The organism is Neobacillus sp. BF23-41, assembly GCF_041106275.1.
Map to the genome: position 1 here is coordinate 221,984 of NZ_JBGBPR010000004.1, position 19,759 is coordinate 241,742.

The 19,759-nt window shown below is 40.4% G+C and carries 20 protein-coding genes and 1 other RNA gene; 5 read left to right on the top strand and 16 right to left on the bottom strand.

Going from position 1 to position 19,759, the window contains the following annotated elements:
• Positions 1-9: 9 nt before the first annotated feature.
• On the top strand, positions 10-522 hold the full coding sequence (locus tag AB7942_RS09185; protein ID WP_369446599.1) for an acyl-CoA thioesterase: 513 nt from the start codon (positions 10-12) through the stop codon (positions 520-522).
• Positions 523-635: 113 nt separating this feature from the next.
• Here AB7942_RS09185 and AB7942_RS09190 read toward each other — a convergent pair whose 3' ends face one another.
• Positions 636-1,610 (bottom strand): cation diffusion facilitator family transporter, encoded by a 975-nt coding sequence (locus AB7942_RS09190; RefSeq protein ID WP_369446600.1) that lies wholly within the window; start codon positions 1,608-1,610, stop codon positions 636-638.
• A gap of 158 nt (positions 1,611-1,768) precedes the next feature.
• Here AB7942_RS09190 and AB7942_RS09195 point away from each other — a divergent pair, with 158 nt between their 5' ends.
• A complete protein-coding gene (locus AB7942_RS09195) occupies positions 1,769-2,476 on the top strand; it encodes a DNA alkylation repair protein (protein WP_369446601.1) in 708 nt (235 codons plus the stop codon).
• A 36-nt stretch (positions 2,477-2,512) separates the two neighbouring features.
• Here the strand turns inward: AB7942_RS09195 and AB7942_RS09200 are convergent, their stop codons facing one another.
• The 3 genes from AB7942_RS09200 to AB7942_RS09210 form a co-directional block, all read right to left on the bottom strand.
• Complete coding sequence (locus AB7942_RS09200; protein ID WP_088089538.1) at positions 2,513-2,746, bottom strand: group-specific protein; 234 nt, start codon at positions 2,744-2,746, stop codon at positions 2,513-2,515.
• A gap of 63 nt (positions 2,747-2,809) precedes the next feature.
• Entirely contained in the window at positions 2,810-3,811 is a 1,002-nt protein-coding gene (locus AB7942_RS09205) for an AI-2E family transporter (RefSeq protein WP_088089539.1), read from the bottom strand.
• 96 nt (positions 3,812-3,907) lie between these two features.
• Positions 3,908-4,927 (bottom strand): polysaccharide deacetylase family protein, encoded by a 1,020-nt coding sequence (locus AB7942_RS09210; protein WP_369446602.1) that lies wholly within the window; start codon positions 4,925-4,927, stop codon positions 3,908-3,910.
• A gap of 533 nt (positions 4,928-5,460) precedes the next feature.
• Here AB7942_RS09210 and AB7942_RS09215 point away from each other — a divergent pair.
• Positions 5,461-5,928 carry a hypothetical protein gene (locus tag AB7942_RS09215; protein WP_088089541.1) on the top strand — a complete coding sequence of 156 codons (468 nt, stop codon included), beginning with the start codon at positions 5,461-5,463 and terminating at the stop codon, positions 5,926-5,928.
• A 41-nt stretch (positions 5,929-5,969) separates the two neighbouring features.
• Here AB7942_RS09215 and AB7942_RS09220 read toward each other — a convergent pair whose 3' ends face one another.
• The 3 genes from AB7942_RS09220 to AB7942_RS09230 all read right to left on the bottom strand — a co-directional run bounded on the left by AB7942_RS09220 (position 5,970) and on the right by AB7942_RS09230 (position 8,103).
• Complete coding sequence (locus tag AB7942_RS09220) at positions 5,970-6,356, bottom strand: 2Fe-2S iron-sulfur cluster-binding protein (protein ID WP_369446603.1); 387 nt, start codon at positions 6,354-6,356, stop codon at positions 5,970-5,972.
• A gap of 3 nt (positions 6,357-6,359) precedes the next feature.
• Positions 6,360-7,208: a family 1 encapsulin nanocompartment shell protein gene (locus tag AB7942_RS09225; protein ID WP_168245639.1), complete on the bottom strand. Its 849-nt coding sequence runs from the start codon at positions 7,206-7,208 to the stop codon at positions 6,360-6,362.
• A gap of 322 nt (positions 7,209-7,530) precedes the next feature.
• Positions 7,531-8,103 (bottom strand): IMEF encapsulin system ferritin-like cargo protein, encoded by a 573-nt coding sequence (locus AB7942_RS09230; protein ID WP_369446604.1) that lies wholly within the window; start codon positions 8,101-8,103, stop codon positions 7,531-7,533.
• Between the two features lie 196 nt (positions 8,104-8,299).
• Here AB7942_RS09230 and AB7942_RS09235 point away from each other — a divergent pair, with 196 nt between their 5' ends.
• Complete coding sequence (locus tag AB7942_RS09235; RefSeq protein WP_369446710.1) at positions 8,300-8,950, top strand: spore coat protein; 651 nt, start codon at positions 8,300-8,302, stop codon at positions 8,948-8,950.
• A gap of 158 nt (positions 8,951-9,108) precedes the next feature.
• Positions 9,109-9,516 carry an LAGLIDADG family homing endonuclease gene (locus AB7942_RS09240; protein WP_369446605.1) on the top strand — a complete coding sequence of 136 codons (408 nt, stop codon included), beginning with the start codon at positions 9,109-9,111 and terminating at the stop codon, positions 9,514-9,516.
• 332 nt (positions 9,517-9,848) lie between these two features.
• On the opposite strand, the gene ssrA is transcribed toward AB7942_RS09240, so the two are convergent.
• The 9 genes from ssrA to AB7942_RS09285 form a co-directional block, all read right to left on the bottom strand.
• Positions 9,849-10,183: a transfer-messenger RNA gene (gene ssrA, locus AB7942_RS09245) on the bottom strand.
• A 192-nt stretch (positions 10,184-10,375) separates the two neighbouring features.
• Positions 10,376-10,843, bottom strand: coding sequence for an SsrA-binding protein SmpB (gene smpB / locus AB7942_RS09250; RefSeq protein WP_088089545.1), 468 nt, complete (start codon positions 10,841-10,843; stop codon positions 10,376-10,378).
• 92 nt (positions 10,844-10,935) lie between these two features.
• Positions 10,936-13,302, bottom strand: coding sequence for a ribonuclease R (rnr, locus tag AB7942_RS09255; RefSeq protein WP_369446606.1), 2,367 nt, complete (start codon positions 13,300-13,302; stop codon positions 10,936-10,938).
• Positions 13,303-13,328: 26 nt separating this feature from the next.
• Positions 13,329-14,075: an alpha/beta hydrolase gene (locus tag AB7942_RS09260; protein ID WP_369446607.1), complete on the bottom strand. Its 747-nt coding sequence runs from the start codon at positions 14,073-14,075 to the stop codon at positions 13,329-13,331.
• 135 nt (positions 14,076-14,210) lie between these two features.
• The gene (secG, locus tag AB7942_RS09265) at positions 14,211-14,444 is read right to left on the bottom strand and encodes a preprotein translocase subunit SecG (protein ID WP_088089548.1); all 234 of its coding nucleotides are present in this window, start codon (positions 14,442-14,444) and stop codon (positions 14,211-14,213) included.
• Between the two features lie 145 nt (positions 14,445-14,589).
• Positions 14,590-15,888 (bottom strand): phosphopyruvate hydratase, encoded by a 1,299-nt coding sequence (gene eno / locus AB7942_RS09270; RefSeq protein ID WP_088089549.1) that lies wholly within the window; start codon positions 15,886-15,888, stop codon positions 14,590-14,592.
• 38 nt (positions 15,889-15,926) lie between these two features.
• Positions 15,927-17,459, bottom strand: coding sequence for a 2,3-bisphosphoglycerate-independent phosphoglycerate mutase (gene gpmI / locus AB7942_RS09275; protein WP_369446608.1), 1,533 nt, complete (start codon positions 17,457-17,459; stop codon positions 15,927-15,929).
• On the bottom strand, positions 17,452-18,213 hold the full coding sequence (gene tpiA / locus AB7942_RS09280; protein ID WP_369446609.1) for a triose-phosphate isomerase: 762 nt from the start codon (positions 18,211-18,213) through the stop codon (positions 17,452-17,454). Before tpiA ends, gpmI begins: the two co-directional genes overlap by 8 nt.
• A 209-nt stretch (positions 18,214-18,422) precedes the next feature.
• Positions 18,423-19,607 (bottom strand): phosphoglycerate kinase, encoded by a 1,185-nt coding sequence (locus tag AB7942_RS09285; RefSeq protein WP_369446610.1) that lies wholly within the window; start codon positions 19,605-19,607, stop codon positions 18,423-18,425.
• Positions 19,608-19,759: the final 152 nt, after the last annotated feature.

The following is a 19,759-nucleotide window of genomic DNA, read 5'->3' on the forward strand; positions in this document are numbered from 1 at the left end:
AGGGATTGGATGGAAGCAAAAACGTGTAATGAATCTCGAGTCGTGAGAACGAGTCGGATTTTTCCTAATGATGTAAATAACCATAATACCTTGTTTGGCGGAAAGTTAATCAGTGATATTGATATGATTGCCTCTATTTCGGCAGTAAGGCATTCCAGAGCGGAATGTGTCACTGCTTCAATTGATTCGGTCGACTTCCTTAGTCCAATTACACCGAAGGATTCAGTTTGTATCGAAACGTTTGTCTCGTCAACAGGATCTTCTTCCATGGAGATTTTCGTCAAAGTTATTGCGGAGAACCTGATGTCCGGGAATAGAAAAATTGCCGCGACTGCTTTTTTAACATTTGTTGCATTGGATGACAATGGAAAACCGACAAAGGTTCCAGGAATCATTCCTGAAACTGAAGAAGAGAAAAAACTATTTGAAACAGGAAAAGAAAGAGCCGAAAAGCGGAAAGAACACAGAAAAAGCAGTAAAGAGTTGGCAAGTGTACTGACTTCACATAAACCTTGGGAATAAGAACAGCGGAAGAGCTGGAGCTAGACAATAGAAAAAAAGCAAAGATAAGGTTCGCGAAAATCGCGAACCTTTTCATTCCCTTTAGAGGAATACATCAAAATATCTAAAATGTACTAATCTACAGCTGATTCACTGCGCGCCTTCCAACTCATTACGTCATCTTCTTCATCAATCTCAATCGTGACATCGACGACACCTTTTTCTGCCATAATCTTTTCGTGTAAACGGTCTTTAATATTATCAGCCGCGGCCACCGTTAATTTTGGATCGACCTCGATTTCTAACTCCACATGCAGGTCCTCACCCTCTTTAATAACAGTTATCCCTTGAACATCTTTGACATCAGGGTCCTCCATAACAAGAGTGCCGATTTTATTCTCCATCTCTTCATCTGCTTGACCAAGGACTCCTGCCGCATTATCCAAAAAGACTCTTCCAACAACAAAGAGCATCATCCCACCAATAAGCATCGAGGCCAAACCCTCTATTTGATGGAATGCAGTGAAGTGAGAAATGACGACTGCAATAATCGCTAACAAGCCGCCCAAGGTTGCAACAAGGTCTTCCATGAAAACAAGCTTTGTCGCAGGTTTAGCTCTACCCATATTGGCAAAGCTTTTAGTAAAATTTTGAAACCCACTTGCTTCAATCTCAATTTCATGTAAAATCTCTTTCATTGCTTTAAATAATACAAACGTTTCAAGAAGCGTCGCAACGGCTAAAACTACTAAATTAATGATAAAACCGCCCGACTCTGTAGGATGTACAACATGGTGGTAGCCTTCTTTTATGGTTTCAAATGCCATAATTCCGACAATTAACACAGCACCCAAAAGAACAAGATTCACTAAGCGCCCGAACCCATTTGGATATTTTTCAGTCGGTGCCTTCTTGCTTAAGGCGGAGCCGATAAACACAAAAAACTGGTTCGCAGCATCACCGAGGCTGTGCATCGTTTCAGCGAACATCGCCACATTGCCTGTAAACATAAAAGCGACACCTTTTATAATTGAAATGATCGTATTAATTATTGCCGCCAGCATGGCAGATTTATTGCCACGTTTTAATAAATGCAGTAGTTCGCCCATCGTATCCTCTTTTCTTTGTTAAACTTTGCTTTTCTTAATATTTTCAAAAACAACTCATTTCATTATAAATAACTTTGATTAACAATGACAACAAAAGGAAACTCTTCCAAAAAGATGATAAAATAAGAGAAATGAACAGCGTATTGGGAGGTTAGAGTATGACATTAGATGAAATCATGTGGAAGCTTGCTGAACTGGGGTCGGAACAAACAAAGAAAACCTTTATCAATCACGGCGTACAGGGAACTTTCTTTGGGGTAAAGGTCGGCGATTTAAAAAAGCTAGTGAAGTATGTGAAAAAGGATCAAGAATTAGCGCTAGCGTTATATAACACCGGCAATCATGATGCCATGTATTTAGCGGGACTTTCTGTGAATCCAAAATTGATGGAAAAAGAGACACTTCAAGAGTGGGTTAAGCAAGCAAATTGGTATATGCTTGCAGAATATACGGTGGCCGGAGTGGCGGCGGAAAGTAACTTTGCCCTTGAGTTGGCAAGAGAATGGATAAAATCCGAAGAAGAAATGGTTGCCGTCTGCGGATGGAATACGTATGCCAATTATTTGTCGATCACTCCTGATGAAAAGCTCGACATCGAGGAAATTCGCAACCTCCTCCATCAGGTGGAAACAACTATTCATGAAGAAAAAAACCGGGTCCGCTATGTAATGAATGGATTTGTCATAAGTACCGGTGCCTATTTAACTGCTCTACATGAAGAGGCAATCAAGGTAGCTGAAAAAATCGGCAATGTTCATGTGAATGTCGGCCAAACAGCTTGTAAAGTGCCATTAGCAACTGATTATATAAAAAAAATCGAACTCCGCGATAAAATTGGCGTCAAAAGAAAAACATGTATTTGTTAATATAAGGGACCCCAATTATTGGGGCACCCTTATTAATTATACGTTCTTAAGGACCATATATAAGCGGTTGTTCCTGTGAGCTTGTTCATCTTCTGGAGCTAAATCGTATTTTTTTAGCAAATGGAATACCTCGTTTAAAAGGTCTTGTGTATGCTCTTTTTCAAAGAATTGATTAAATAATGGCTTCATATCTTCAGGCAAAAAAGCAGCAAGAGATACGTATTTACTTTTTACATCTTCATGGGTATGGTCTAACTTACATTCGCTCATAAAGTCACCTCCTAACAGTTCATACACTTAGTATAAACAAAAAAGCCCAAAAATGGGCTTTTTTTATGCCTTCTTATTCTCAGTCACTTCTAGTACATCCAAAAGGAAAACAAAGACGGGAATTCCGACAATCAATCCCCAAACACCAAAAAAGTGCTCGGAGAATATCAAGACAATGAATGTGTAGAAAACAGGAAGGTTTGTTTTTGAACTCATTAAATTTGGATTGAGAATATACGCCTCAATACCATGAATAATCATAATGGCAATGCCGACATAAAGGACTTTGATCAAACCGCCAATACTATAGGCAATAATCGCAAGCGGAATTAATGAAATAATCACACCTGCAACAGGAATAAGACCCAAAATAAAAATCAAGATGGATAACCCGCCAAGCTGTGGGAAATCCAGGATCCATAAGGAGATGGTTGTCAAAATACAGTTCACAACAGCAATGATTAGTTGGGCTTCAATCACTTTACCAAACGTTCCAACAAATTTTCGTCCAAAAAATTCAATTTCACTATAAATAGGTGAAACTTTACTGGTTCTAAATTTCTTTGTAAAGGCAATCAAACGCGGCTTTTCCAACAGGAAGAACAAACTCATTAACAGAGCCAATAAAATTTGCAAACCAATTTTACTAATATCAGTAAAATATTTAAATACAAAGGTAAAGCCTTGCTCTAAATAGCTTGAGATTTTTATTTCTTCCATTCGACTCATTATATAATTCAGTACAATATTATCATGCTTAGTTGTATAAAAGGCGGTTAATTGCTTGATTAATGCGGTAATTTCGCCTGCAATCATTGGAAGATACATGACCAATCCATAAGAAAGCAAACCCACAATACTCGCATAAGATATCACAACAATTAACTTTCGGTTAAGCGGAATTTTCCTTTCAATGAATTGGACTAACCGATCCATTAAAAAAGTAAGTATGAACGTAAGTAAGATTAGATTAATCATTGACTTCATTGCATAAATAGCAATGGCAATTAAGACAAAAATTGATATTCTCTTGAAACCGGTGCTCTGCAATAGTTTATTCATCATAGGCCATTATCGATCCCCATTATATTCACTATAAATCACATGAAAGAATTTTTAATATATGGTTAGTTTACCAAATCTGCAGATATTTGTCTTATCTCAAAATTGGATTGGAGTAGTAGTATTTTCAATTGGTTTACCTTCAAAGCCTTGTTTCTTTAAATAGTCTAGAAGTAACGGCAAATAAGCAAGAGTTTCCTTTCGCTCATGTAAAAGGATTACTAGCGGTCCATTATGGTCTTCCTTCTGGTTTATTTGGTCGATAACGCTGTTGACATAGCGTTTATCCTTATAGTACCAATCCTTACTATCAATATTCCAGTCCCACATTAAATACCCATTTTCCTTGACGGCCTTTTTATACTCGTCTGTCATGTTTGGTACGCTGCCATAGGGCGTTCTCATAATAAAAGAATCGACACCTGACACTTTCTTTAAGGTGTTACGGTTTTGGGTTAATTCACTAAGCACTGATTCTTTAGATTTATAAAATTTCTTTTGACTGTGAGATACACTATGTAGTCCAACCGTTTCACCTGTCTTGGTCATTAATTTAACCGCTTCAGGATATCTCTTTATATTCCCATCAATCATAAAGAATGTTGCTTTAAATTGATACTTTTCAAGAAGCGCAATAATCTTATCGGAAAAAGCTGCTGGACCATCATCAAATGTTAAATAGACAATTTTCTTACCACTATTTCTTGGTTGTGTATTTTTTGGTTTAGACGGAGCTGCAATGGATTCCTTTGTCGGTGGTTGAGAAGTAGTTTTATCTTTTGTGGTGGGGTGTGCCACAGCTTTATTTGTAGTATGATTGTTTGGCACCTTACTAGTCTCTCGTTCTTGCTGATTACTCCATATCACGGCTTTGTCTTGTTGCTTTCTTATTGATTCTTTTTCCAATTTTAAATCGTTTGTGTTCCGTACAATCATCTCCGCTGACACATTTTTCTTCACAGGTAGATTCGTAACTTTATTTTTTTGATGATTTTTAGATTCATCGCCTGCAGCTTTTGCTTGAAAATAATTACTAACAAATATCCCTGTAAACAAAAAAACAACGGCAATGACAGCAATTAACGTCCCCTTCGACCAACCGCTTTTAAGATTCCCCATCGATCAATCCCTCTTTGATGTTTATTATTTTTCTTCCTCCATTATAGACGAAATTTTGACCAAAGTGTTACCAAACTTTGAAAATATTACAATATTAATAATAGGTGAATATCGTTATAAAACATGCTAAATTCATGCATTTTAACTGTTACTATTTTATTTTTGCTAACCTCAGGAATGAAGATGGGTGGTCTTAATCTGTATATGTTGATTAGCACTTACTGCTCTCTCACTCGCCACTGCATTTATGACGGGATATTACCTTATATTAGGTCAAGGGCAATAAGTACTTAAGTTCGGAAAAGACAAAAAGCCCAATTCTTCAAGGAGAATAGGGTCTCTGTTTAAGGAATGGTGATGTTGTTACAAGAGGTTTTGCATTTCTTTGGAAGGGCAATCTGTCATCATTTAGAAGATCGTTCACTCATTTTTTTTCAAACAACCTCCACAATTTGGTGCCTGACACCCATTGACAATGATTCTCATTATCTATAATATTACCTTATAGAGATTATATTGGAGGGGGATACAACATGTTTAACATGCTTTATGGGTTGAAGGATATTCACACGGTTATTTCAAATCAACGTAAAATCGGCGGTGCGGCTGAGGCTGATTCGATTAGGTTATCATCAGGTGAAACCTATTTAAACCCTGTGTTTACGAATGTTGATATCTCAAAAGGTCATTATGTTTCTGTTGGTTTTATCGACCAAGATGGTGCAAATGTCATCGTACATGTCGATCAAATTGCTGTTATTAAAGGCTTACAGCACAAATTAATTTGTCAGCTCAATAATACTTATATTAAACAATATCTGTTGCACGATACATTGAAATATTTACAAAAGTTATGTGAAGTGAATGAAGGTTTTGTAACAAGCTCCTTTAAAAAAGAAGCGTTGAAACTTGTGCGTGATATCAGTGTAAAAGAATTGAAAAACCATAATGTTTCGCTTCCATTCCCAGTTGAAGATAAATTAGTTCAATTATTTGCTTAATAAAAACGCGGTCCGCCTTGTGCTGGACCGCGTTTTGCTATTTATAGGATGACAGCTTGGCAAGCCAATCGATAGCCATTAGATAATTCGTTCCCTAGCTTGATATGCTCTTGTTCATTTGGCTTCGATAGTCCTGGACCTTGCAGGACCTGTACGGTACATTGTCCGCAGGTTCCTTTACGGCATTTGTATTTGATGGGATTCCCTTGGTTTAGAGCGACATCAAGCAACTTCCCATTAGCAGGTGTTATTTCGAATTTATTCTCGCCTTGGAGCACAATTATTTTTTCAGAGTGAGGTTCTTCCCTAATCGCATCGGATGGCTGTTTAGGTTCTTCATTTTCAAAAAGGGGACTTGCAGGTGGATTCAGATCAGGCGCCAATGAACCCGGAATGAGTGAGCCAACCGTAAAAACTCGTATGTTCACGCGTCAATCTCCTATTGCCTCTAGTGTGCAAATTGCACCAGGACGCTTGATTCTTAATACTACGGTTTCATATACACGAAAAGGGTGATTCATCCCTTCCTGGCCCATGTAGGCTGTATCAAAATCCTCTGATACGGCAAGATCCAAGTTATTTCGTCCTGTATTAAGGATCACTCCCGTTTTCCCTTTTAAAACTGGTGATTGGAACACGCCATCTGTCACAAGCTCACGAATATGTTCAATTTCTAAGACATTGGTATCTTTATGGACACGATGTATTAGCGAATAAAGCTCTGGTGCTAGGACAAGTGCAAACGGTCCATGATGGTTCATTTCGAGCAGTTTATTCCTTGCATCGACAATATCCTGAAATGCGGTTCCTGATTCATACCATTCCCCAATCAAGTGCGTCAGCCGTCCTTGGACATTCATTATTCCAGGGATATCAAATTCTTTTGCCCCGTGAAAGATCATCTGGTCTTCCAGGTTAGCGACATCTCTGGCCGCATTTGCAGCTGGAGAAAAATCAATTGGAATATCGAGTACCTTGGTTTGTTCTATATCGCGCCAATATAGGATGAAATCCTTGTAGAGTAAAGGAATCGTATGGTTTACCCTTTTACTTGTTTCGAATGTGGTATCAAAAGATCCTTGGAAGTCCATTTTCGCTTCTTGGTTTTCGATAAAGATGTCATTTGAGATGCTTTGCATGCCACGTCCTAGCGGGCCATATAGTTCGATAAAACGACGGCCTATCAACTGTCTGCGTGCTGTTTCGATGACTGTTTTGTCTAATTGGGCGAACTCTTGGTCTGTTATCGGTGAATCCGGAAATAATTGCGATTTGTTCATGTTTCGATCCTCTCTTCTTTTTATATTTATTTTCTGGTTGGTTTTATAGGTGTGGATTCCGCTGAGTCTGGGATTTATTCCGCCGATTGGAGTGGGGATTCTGCCAAACTTTAAAAGGATTCCGTCATTCGCAGCTTTGGCACTTGGAACCTAGCGGGATTCCGCCGATTTCGGAGTTTATTCCGCCGATTTGAGCGGGGATTCCGCCAAACCTGGAAGGAATTCCGCCAAACTTGTTCGAGATTCCGCCAAGTTCTCAACTTATTCCGCCAAACATCATAAATCGTATGAGTTTGAGTCTATTTACTTATGTAAGTACTGCCTAAATTAAGCTCCCAACAGTAAACCCCTTTTTATATTTAGCAGAAGACACGACTGGGGCAGCAGCCGATGTTGTACCAGACCGGTCTAAGTGGTCGTGATCGTGATCATGATGGGCATGCGGGTCTATGTATTCATTATCGAAACGTTTATTAATCTCCAATAACATCGCCTTTACTTGCTGATAATCCCGGTAGGAGACTTCCCGTAATTGGTTCAGCATCGTGCTGCGTTCCTCATCGGTAAAGCGAAATAGGGCTAAATCGAGATGTTCCACAAAATTATGTAACCCGAATTTTTCGAGGTTCAACTCTTGCAAGAGCCGATTAAATTCATTATTGGTCGGCGCAAAATCTTTCTCGTCTTTTTCCTTTTCAAATTTACTGATAAGCGGAATCAGCTCTACTAATCGGGAAAGCCGCTGCTCCTCTTCTTCAAAAATATGATGATAATATAGTCGTTCATGGTCATCGGTAGCGTTCTGAATGACCGGATCCAACATATTGATAAATTTTTCAATCGCATCTTTGGTTGTCGTAAAAATTTGATAAAAAATCTTTAATTCCTCTTTCATATTAAGCACCCCTAGTTCCTCAACTACTGTCATTATTGACGCAAGCGTGCGCTTTTAATACCTATTTAGCTTTAATTAGTTTGCGTTTTGTAACAATCATGTGACCGCTTAATAAGTGTATTTACGAGAATAACCCTTCTTCTATGAAACATAATAATATGGTTATACCAATACCTTAAGGAGGAGATAAAAAATGATGCAAAACCAACAGGGACAAATGCACCAAAACATGCATACAGGGAATATACCTCAACAATTAAATCACGGCGGCCATGAGGTGTTCGATGTCCATGAGGTACTATCAGGAGCAATAGGGACATTAGACCAATACATGATGTTACGCCAACATGTAAAAGACTCAGAATTACTTGATATTCTGGATCGCCAATATCAATTTATGCAGGATGAATATAACATTACTTTAGAATGTTTCAAATCAGGACAAGATCCTTCAAAACGAACCCAAAGCTATAAAATGAACCAAGGAAATGACTTTGTTTATGGGCTAAAACCAGCCAAGCCGAAGAAGCCGCTGCAATCCGTTTCTGAGCTAACTGATGAATGCATTTCCAGCATGATGCTTGGATGTGTTAAATCAGGTGCATCGATGAAGACTATGGCAGCTTTAGAAGTTACGAATCCAGTTGTCCGTCGTGTGCTAGCTGACTCTGTTCCGAATTGCATTGAAATGGCCTATGAAATCTCGATTTATCAAAATAAACATCATTACTATCAAGTGCCTCAGCTTGCCGAGCAGGATATGAATCAACTGCTTAATGCCTTCGCCCCTGCACAAGGAATGCCGCAAACTAACAATATGAACATGAATGCAAATATGAATCATTAAAAACTTTTTTATTAATGAGTGAACTAATTGCAAGCTATCCTATTTTCTAGGATAGCTTGTTTTTTTAAAATTTGAAAAGTGCTTATTTAGATAGTAAAATAATAACAGAACATACGTTTCGTTATTGTGATTTAGAACGAACCTTAGGAGGAGTGTAGATGGAATCATGGGAAGCCGCCTATATTGCTGGGATTATTGATGGAGAAGGGTCTATTACATTAACTAGAATGCATGAAAATGAAAATCGACGGCCTTGTATTACAGTAGCTTCAACAGATAAGGAACTTTTAGTGTATATTCGTTCTTTAACCGATGGAACTATTAATAGTAAAAAAAACTATAACCCTGAACGACATAAGGATTCTTATACTCTAACTATAAAGAAAAAAGATTCAGTTGTTACTCTTTTAAAAAAAATATCACCCTATCTTCGGGTGGATAAAAAAAGAAAGCGTGCTCTATGGATACTCGAAAATTATGAAAAGGTTACTCCCCGAAATGGAAAATATAATTCTTTATTATTAACAAAGAAGATTGCATTTGAAGACAACTTTTTTAGAATATAAAAAAGACCAGCAAATATGCTGGCCTTTCTTTCCACTATGTAGTGGAGACGGTGGGACGTGCTCTTCCATGCTTTCGACATGGCACTGACTATATCTTGAACCTGTCATCATACAGGTCCTCCGGCGTCTTATGCGAAATATAAATTTACCTCTTCAAGGTATGGATTTCGCATCCTAGTACTACCATATACATGGCAGCCTATAAGTCGATACACGGCTGTTGGATTACTCCACATACCGCTCGGCATTGCCCTATCACATCGAAGTGACTTAGGTTTCACCGATAAAGCCGAATTTTCACTTATGTGTTACCACATAAGGCGACTAATTACTAATCGAACCCACGTCCAAAGATATCGCCACTTAAGCTTCTACGAGTGTAGTCGATATATTGGTGTTTCGCTGATTCTTCTGCCTATCGACCGGCGTCCGGTCAGCTAGCCTGGTTGTTCTCTTCCTTCATCCTCAGGCGGTGGAATCCGGCGTAGCCCACTTAGAGTGAGTCCCTTACCCTACCACATGGGCAATGGAGGGAGGAACCGCTATGCAGTATTAAGCTGCGAAAGCGAGGTTGTTGTTAGTTTTGCCAGTTATGGCTTTGACGTTTTAACGAGGCCGATCCCCTCGACTCGCGACCTAAGCTCAAACTACCCCTGTCGAATCCGTAGCGTCCCCATGATAAAAGGAGCTGCAATCTAGTTAAAGATTAAAGCTGTAGACGTTAGGATGCTCAACAATGTTCTTTGAGCAAATGTTACTGTCGCTCTCTTGGCGACAAACTTATTATAACACACTGTAGGGATTTTTCAATTGTAAGTATCTGTAAAATATTTTCCAATTAAGCAACCGACGATTCAGATTACATCTTCTGACGATCACGGAAGGCCCGTTCGATTTCACGCTTGGCTTCTTTTTGCTTTAAGGATTCACGCTTATCATAATTCTTCTTACCTTTTGCGAGCCCAATTAACACTTTGCAAAAACCATTTTTCAAATAGAGTTTTAATGGAACAAGCGAATAACCTGCTTCCTTTGTTTCACCAATTAACTTACTAATTTCACGTTTATGTAATAGCAGTGTCCGTGTTCTTAATGGGTCATGGTTAAAACGATTTCCTTGCTCATAGGGGCTGACGTGCATCCCGAATAGAATGGCTTCTCCATTTTGGATCCGTGCATAGGAATCCTTTAGATTTACTTTTCCGGCCCGAATCGATTTAATTTCTGTTCCCTGCAAGACAATTCCAGCTTCGTAGGTTTCTTCAATAAAATAGTCATGGTAAGCCTTTTTGTTTTGGGCAACCACTTTTCCTTCACCTTTTGGCATTTTTCTCACCTCGTCTTAAAATTTATTTTAGCAGAATATAGAAGCTACTACAATTGAAAGAGAGCCCCACATGGAAGGCTCCCTCAATGCTATCATTTATTTTTACGCTTCGTACTTTTGTTTTTTGGCACATTATCATAAAATTTACGTTTCTTCTTCGCATTATTACCTTGACTGCTGCCGCCTTCAGACTTGGCATTGGAATTGCCGCCTTGACTACGACCGCCGCCGCCTTGCTGTTTATTTCTCCGCGGCTTCTTGGTATCGCTGCCCGTACTGAAAACCTTTGGCGTTTCCGATCGTTGTAGACGCGGTGTACCCTTCATGCCCACAATTTCAAAATCAATCGCCCGTTCTTCTTTATTGACTTTAACTACTCGAATGGTAATTTCATCGCCGATCCGGAACACATTTCCGGTTCGTTCGCCAATCATCGCGAGGTGGCGCTCATCGTAACGATAGTAATCATCCGTCATATAGCTGACATGGACGAGGCCTTCAATCGTATTTGGCAGCTCCACAAACATTCCAAAATTGGTGACAGAGCTGATAATGCCGTCATACTCCTCGCCAATCTTGTCCTCCATGTACTCTGCTTTCTTCAAATCGTCCGTTTCTCGCTCGGCATCCACAGAGCGTCGCTCCATTTTTGAAGAATGATCCGCAATTTCAGGTAAGCGAGCATTCCATTTTTCCTGAGTGGTTGAATCAAGCTTTCCTTCGATTAAGTAGGTCCGGATTAAACGATGAACAATTGTATCCGGATATCGGCGAATCGGCGAAGTGAAATGGGTATAGAACTCTGTTGATAAACCAAAATGTCCAAGACTTTCTGGATCATATTTGGCCTGCTGCATCGAACGAAGCATAACCTTCGAAACAACCATTTCCTCAGGCTTTCCTTGAACCTCTTCAATAATCTCTTGAAGCGCCTTAGGGTGGACATCATTTGCTGTCCCTTTTACAATGTAGCCGAAATTGGTGATAAACTCGAAAAATCTACGCAGTTTATCTTCCTTCGGATCCTCGTGAATACGATAAATAAACGGAACTTCCATCCAGTGAAAATGCTCTGCCACGGTTTCATTGGCGGCAAGCATAAACTCTTCAATTAATCGTTCAGCCACCGAACGCTCACGAAGCACGACATCGGTTGGTTTTCCTTCCTCATCGACCAGAACCTTTGATTCCTTAAAATCAAAGTCGATCGCTCCCCGCTTCATCCGTTTGTTTCGTAAGATAGCAGCCAACTCTTCCATCATTTCGAACATTGGTACAAGCGGTTCGTATCTAGCTCGCGTTTCTTCATCATGTTCAGCAAGAATCATATTTACAGCATGATAGGTCATTCGCTCCGTTGTTTTAATCACACTTTGAAAAATTTCATGCGAAACAACGGCGCCCTCTGAGGTAATTTCCATTTCGCAGGATAGTACCAACCGGTCTACCTTCGGATTTAAGGAACAGATTCCATTCGATAAACGATGGGGAATCATCGGGATGACTCGGTCGACTAAATACACACTCGTAGCCCGTTCTTCCGCTTCCAGGTCAATTGGCGTGCCCTCTTTTACATAATAGCTGACGTCTGCGATATGGACGCCAAGCTTATAGTTGCCGTTCTCAAGCTTTGTCACAGTTACCGCATCATCAAGGTCTTTAGCATCGGCCCCGTCAATCGTGACAATCGTTTCATTTCGAAGATCGCGGCGATTAGCCAATTCACTTTCATCAATGGTGTCAGGCACCTCGTTGGCTTGTTTTAACACCTCGTCTGGGAAGGCCATTGGTAAGCCGTGCTTATGTATGACTGATAGGATGTCCACGCCCGGGTCGTTTTTGTGTCCGAGAATGGTAATGACTTCGCCCTCTGCACTTTTTCGCCCTTCTGGATACGTAACCAGCTTAACAACAACTTTATGTCCCTCGACTGCCCCTTTGGACGCTGCCTTTGGAATAAAAATATCACTCGCAAATTTTTTATCATCCGGAATCACAAAGCCAAAGCTTTTGCTTTCTACATACGTTCCGACAATTTGCTGCACACCGCGTTCAATGATGCGGATAATACTTCCTTCCCGGCGCTGTCCTGCGCTTTCAGTGGAAACACGCGCTAAAACGATATCACCATGCATGGCCGTGTTCGTTTCATTTGGCGGGATAAAAATATCATCCATTCCTGGCTCATCTGGTGCGACAAAGGCAAATCCTTTCGCATGACCGATGAGCTTTCCGCGGATTAAGTTCATTTTCTCCGGAAGTCCGTAACGGTTGCTGCGTGTTCTGACAACTAAGCCCTTTTCCTCCATTTGCACGAGTGCTTTCACAAACTCCTTAAAATCACTAGAATCCTGGATGCCAAAGGCAGTTTCAAGTTCCTGCACGGTTAATGGTTTGTATGCTTCATCCTTCATATATTGTAAAACCTTATCAATATGCTTTTGTATATTATCTTCCAAACTAATCCTCCTTTGTGGGTGCTTTGTTAATCGCGCCAGTCGAGCTTTTCTAAAAAGGCATAGACATCCTCATGCAATTGTTCCCGTTCTTTGTCGAGCGTGATCACATGACCGGATTCTTCATACCATTTCAGTTCCTTCACAACTGATTCGATTTCATTGTAAATAATGTTGGCACTTTCTGTGTTTATCATTTTGTCATGACGTGCCTGAACGACAAACGTGGGCGCATAAATCATATCCACATTTTCACGCACATCAGCGATTAATGCCTGTAAGGCCTTTAACGTTTTCATTGGTGTTTTCTTAAACTCATTCATTTCCATTTCGATTTGCTCTTCTGTTTTTCCTTCACGTTTTTTAAATTCACGGGCATAATCGAGAATTCCTTCGTACATGACCTCTTCACTTTTTATATGCATCGGTGCGCACATCGGTACAATGGCTTTTATAGGTACAGTGTAACCCAATTTCAAGGAAAATACGCCACCAAGTGATAATCCCGCCACGGCTATTTCTGAGTGACCTTGATTTTTTAAAAACTCATATCCATTTATCACATCCTGCCACCAATCCGTTGGTCCTGTGTGAACAAGCTCTTCGGGTGGAACTCCATGACCTTTGTAGTGTGGTGCATGACAAGTGTAGCCTTTTTTTTCTAAAAAACGTCCTAGCATGCGGACATCCGCTGAATTACCGGTAAAGCCATGTAAGAGGAGTATAGCTCTTTTTCCTCCTTTGAAAGTAAATGGCTTAGGTGTAGCAACCTTCATGATAAAAACTCCCTTAATATCAATTCATTTAGTTTAGTTTTAACAAAGCAATGGTGAACATTCCAGAAAAACGCTTATGTTTTTATGAAACAAACAAAAAACCTGGCGCTTGAGGCCAGGTTTGAGTGTAAATAATTAGATTTTAAAGTAAGTTACTGCGATAGAAAGCAGGATAAATAATACTGCTAATACAATCGTAATACGATGTAGAATCAAGTCAAGTCCTCTTGCTTTTTGCTTGCCGAATAGTGATTCAGCACCACCTGAAATGGCACCTGATAATCCAGCGCTTTTACCTGATTGAAGTATAACAACACCAATAAGTCCGATACTTACAATTACTAATAAGATTACAACTAATGTATGCATAAAGGCCACCTCCTGTTAGACGTACAATTCACAGTATATTAAATCTATCATATTTCCTCGCTTAAAACAATAGTCGTTATTGTGTCTTATGGAATGATTAAAAAGGCACACATCCGAAAATGTGCGCCTTTGATATCGTGAAAAATTATTTGCTTAGGTTATAGAATGTTTTTTTCCCTAAGTATTGTGCTGTTTCACCTAATTGATCTTCAATGCGAAGCAATTGGTTGTATTTTGCGACACGGTCAGTACGAGATGGCGCACCAGTCTTGATTTGACCTGCATTTGTAGCAACAGCGATGTCAGCAATGGTGTTGTCTTCTGTTTCACCAGAACGGTGGGAGATAACAGCTGTGTACCCAGCGCGTTTTGCCATTTCAATCGCATCAAATGTTTCAGTAAGGGTACCAATTTGGTTAACTTTGATCAGGATGGAGTTACCGATTCCTTTTTCAATACCCTCTGCAAGTTTACGTGTATTGGTAACAAATAAATCATCACCAACTAATTGAACTTTTTTACCAAGGCGTTCAGTTAATAGCTTGTGACCTTCCCAGTCATTTTCATCTAAACCGTCTTCGATTGAAACGATTGGGTATTTAGATGAAAGTTCTTCGTACCAATCAACCATTTCTGCAGAAGTCTTCACAACACCTTCGCCTGCAAGATGGTATTTTCCATCTTCCTTGTTGTAAAACTCAGAAGATGCTGCATCCATAGCAAGCATAACTTCTTCACCTGGCTTATAGCCAGCTTTTTCGATTGCTTCAACAATGGTTTGAAGAGCTTCTTCATTTGATCCTAGGTTTGGAGCAAAACCGCCTTCGTCACCAACAGCAGTGTTAAGGCCTTTGCCTTTAAGAACAGACTTTAACGTATGGAAAATTTCTGCACCCATACGAAGCGCTTCTTTAAAGTTTGGAGCACCAACAGGCATAATCATGAATTCTTGAATATCTACGTTGTTATCAGCATGCTCTCCGCCGTTAACGATGTTCATCATTGGCACTGGAAGCTGCTTAGAATTGAATCCGCCAAGGTATTGATATAAAGGAATATCTAAGTAATTAGCTGCTGCATGAGCAACCGCCATGGATACACCTAGGATTGCGTTGGCACCTAGTTTACCTTTATTTTCTGTTCCATCAAGTTCGATTAAAGCTTGGTCAACAGAAACTTGGTCAAGAACGCTGAATTCCTCGCCAACAAGATGTGGAGCGATAATTTCGTTTACGTTGTCCACTGCTTTTAGTACACCTTTACCAAGGTAACGTTCTTTGTCTCCGTCACGTAGTTCGACGGCTTCATATTCACCAGTAGAAGCTCCACTTGGAACCATCGCGCGTCCAAACGCACCTGATTCAGTAAATACTTCAACCTCAACAGTAGGGTTACCACGGGAATCTAATACTTCACGAGCGTATACATCTGCAATAAATGGCATTTAAAAATCTCTCCTTAAAAATAAAATTGTTTTTTCGTTTACTTTATTAATGATGTCCCAGTCATTTCGGCTGGCTTTTCAAGACCTAATAAGTCTAACATAGTTGGCGCCAAATCCCCAAGGATACCGCCATCTCGCAATTGAATTCCTTGTTTTGTCACAATTACCGGCACTGGATTTGTCGTATGTGCTGTCATTGGCTCGCCTTCAGGTGTGATCACTTCATCAGCATTCCCATGGTCAGCGGTGATAATCACAGATCCGCCTTTTTCAAGAATTAAATCAACGATTTTTCCTAAACATTCATCGACGGTTTCAATCGCTTTAATCGTTGGCTCAAGCATGCCTGAATGCCCCACCATGTCTGGATTCGCGAAATTAAGTAAAATAGCATCAAACTTGTCCGCCTGAATTTCTTTTAGGAGTGCGTCAGTCACTTCGTAAGCACTCATTTCAGGTTGAAGATCATAGGTTGCCACCTTCGGAGAGTTGATTAAGATCCGCTCTTCACCAGGGAACTTTTCTTCACGTCCGCCGCTCATAAAGAACGTTACATGCGGGTATTTCTCGGTTTCGGCAATTCTTAATTGCTTCATATTATTTTGCGATAAGACTTCACCAATGGTGTTGTCTAAGTTCGTCGGTTTAAAGGCGACATAGCCATCCACTGATTCACTGAAGTGGGTTAAGCACACGAAGAATAAATCTTTCGGATGCTTCGGCCCACGGTCAAAGGAGCGGAAGTCTTCATTTGTAAATGTATTAGAAATCTGAATTGCCCGGTCCGGACGGAAGTTATAGAAAATAACAGCATCATTGTCCTGAATCGTTGCAACTGGCTGGCCATCTTCTTTTGTGATGACAGATGGGATGACGAATTCGTCAAAAATTCCATGAGAATAAGAATCCTCAACCACTTCTAATGGATTCGTATAGGTAGGGCCATCACCATAGACCATGGAACGGTAAGATTTCTCGACACGCTCCCAGCGCTTATCACGGTCCATAGAGTAGTATCTCCCTGAAATCGTAGCAAATTCACCCACACCGTATTCCTTCATTTTATCCTGTGTCTGTTGAATAAATTTAGCTGCTGTTTTCTGACCGACATCGCGGCCGTCAAGGAATGCATGCACGTATACCTTTTCGACGCCTTCTTCTTTTGCCAGTTTCAGCAGAGCAAACATATGTTGAATATGGCTGTGAACACCGCCGTCTGACAATAAACCGAATAAATGAAGGGCTGTTCCATTTTTCTTCACGTGCTCCATTGCACCTGTAAAAGTTTCATTTTTTTCAAATTCACCTTCACGAATGGCAATATTCACTCGTGTTAAGCTTTGGTAAACAATTCGACCGGCACCAATGTTCAAGTGACCAACCTCTGAGTTACCCATTTGACCTTCTGGAAGACCGACTGCCTCACCTGAAGCTGTTAAATGAGAATGTGGATACTCGCTCCAAAACCGATCAAAATTAGGTTTTTTCGATTGTGCGACCGCATTCCCTTTTGTTTCGCCTCTGCATCCAAAACCATCAAGGATGATGAGAGCAACTGGAGTTTTACTCATAGCTGCCTGCCTCCAGTAATTGTAAGAAGGATTGTGCTTCAAGGCTGGCTCCGCCTACTAATGCACCATCAATATCTGGTTGTGCCATGTATTCTTTAATATTTTCTGGTTTGACACTGCCGCCATATTGAATTCTTACCGCATCGGCAACGTCTTGTGAGAATTGTTGTGCAACTACTTGACGGATATGGGCACAAACTTCATTTGCATCGGCTGAAGTGGAAGATTTACCAGTTCCAATCGCCCAAATCGGTTCGTAGGCAATAACCGTTTGCTTCACTTGATCATCTGTTAAACCAGTTAATGCTTTCGCAACTTGGTCTCCAACTAATTGGTTCGTTTCACCTTTTTCACGCTGTTCTAGTGTTTCACCACAGCATACGATCGGAGTTAAATTATATTTAAAGGCTGCAAGAGCTTTCTTGTTTACAGATTCATCTGTTTCATTGAACATTTCCCGGCGTTCTGAGTGTCCGATAATAACATATTGAACTTCAAGGTCAGCAAGTGCTTTCGGGCTGATTTCGCCTGTAAATGCTCCGCTTTCTTCAAAGTGCATGTTTTGAGCTCCAATTTTCACATTGCTGCCTTGTGTGACTTCGACAAGACTTTGTAAAAATAAAGCAGGCGCACAAATAACGGATTCCATTTTTTCTGGAGCAGGTACAAGTCCTTTTACTTCCTCTGCAAAGCTTTTTGCTTCAGCAAGTGTTTTGTTCATTTTCCAGTTACCTGCAATGATTGGTTTACGCATACTGGCACATCCTTTCATAATTAAAGCGCAAGCGCCCGTTTAGCGGCGTATGGACTGGAGCGCTTCGACTGAGATAAAGGAAACACGGAGAGCGATAGCGCATTCGTGCTTGACTTATCGTAGGGAGAAGAGCGAAGTCCACTAGACGCTGGGTGCTGGAGCTAGATAGTATTCTTCGTTCAAAAACTTATACTTTCTTTCTAAAAAAATTATTTATCGTTTAAAGCTACGACTCCTGGCAGTGCTTTACCTTCCATAAATTCAAGGGAAGCGCCGCCTCCCGTGGAGATGTGGCTCATTTTGTCTGCTAAATTGAATTTTTCAACAGCTGCTGCTGAGTCTCCGCCGCCAATAACTGAATATGTACCTTCTGCTTCAGCAAGTGCTTCGGCAACGGCTTTTGTGCCGTTAGCAAATTTATCAATTTCAAATACACCCATTGGTCCATTCCAAATGACTAGTTTTGATTTTTGAATGACGTCACGATAAATCTCCGCTGTTTTCGGTCCAATGTCAAGTGCTTCCCAATCAGCAGGAATTTCCTCAATTGAAACTACTTTGGAATTAGCGTCTGCTGAGAAATCATCTGCAACGATAGCATCTACAGGCATATAGAAATTAACACCTTTTGCCTTAGCTTTTTCAATAAACGATTTTGCCAGATCAATTTTGTCTGCTTCAAGCAGTGATTTACCCACTTCATGGCCCTGTGCTTTGACAAATGTATAAGCAAGACCACCGCCAATAATTAAGTTATCGACTAATTCTAAAAGATTTTCAATAACACCAATCTTGTCCTTTACTTTGGCTCCACCGATAATCGCTGTAAATGGGCGTTCCGGATTAGAAAGTGCTTTACCAAGTACATCGAGTTCTTTTTCCATCAAAAGACCTGAAACAGCTGGCAAAATATGAGCAATACCTTCAGTTGAAGCATGGGCGCGGTGAGCTGCACCAAATGCATCGTTTACATAAACATCAGCTAACTCGGCAAATGATTTCGCCAACTCAGGATCATTCTTTTCCTCGCCAGGATAGAAACGGACATTTTCAAGCAGTAGGACATCGCCTTCCGTCAATGTTTCAATCAACGCGTTTACAGAATCACCATAGGCTTCATCTGCCTTCTTTACGTCTTTACCAAGCAGTTCAGATAGTCTGACACCGGCTGGAGTTAAGCGCATTTCTTCGACTACTTTTCCTTTTGGACGGCCGAAGTGGCTGGCTAAAATCACTTTCGCACCTTGTTCCACTAAGTATTGAATCGTTGGCAATGCCGCACGAATCCGCGTGTCGTCCGTAATTTCACCATCCTGCATAGGAACGTTAAAATCCACTCGGCAAAATACGCGTTTACCTTTTACATCGACATCTTTGAGAGTTTTCTTATTCATAAAGGACCTCCGAAAGTTTGGTATGAAGAAAATGAATTATCTAAAATCAGTAAAAAAAGGGGAGGGGGGCATATACTCCCCGCTCCCCTTTGGAAAACCTTTGTAATGATCAACTTCTTATGATTGAAAACCAATCATCGTCCGTTCCGATA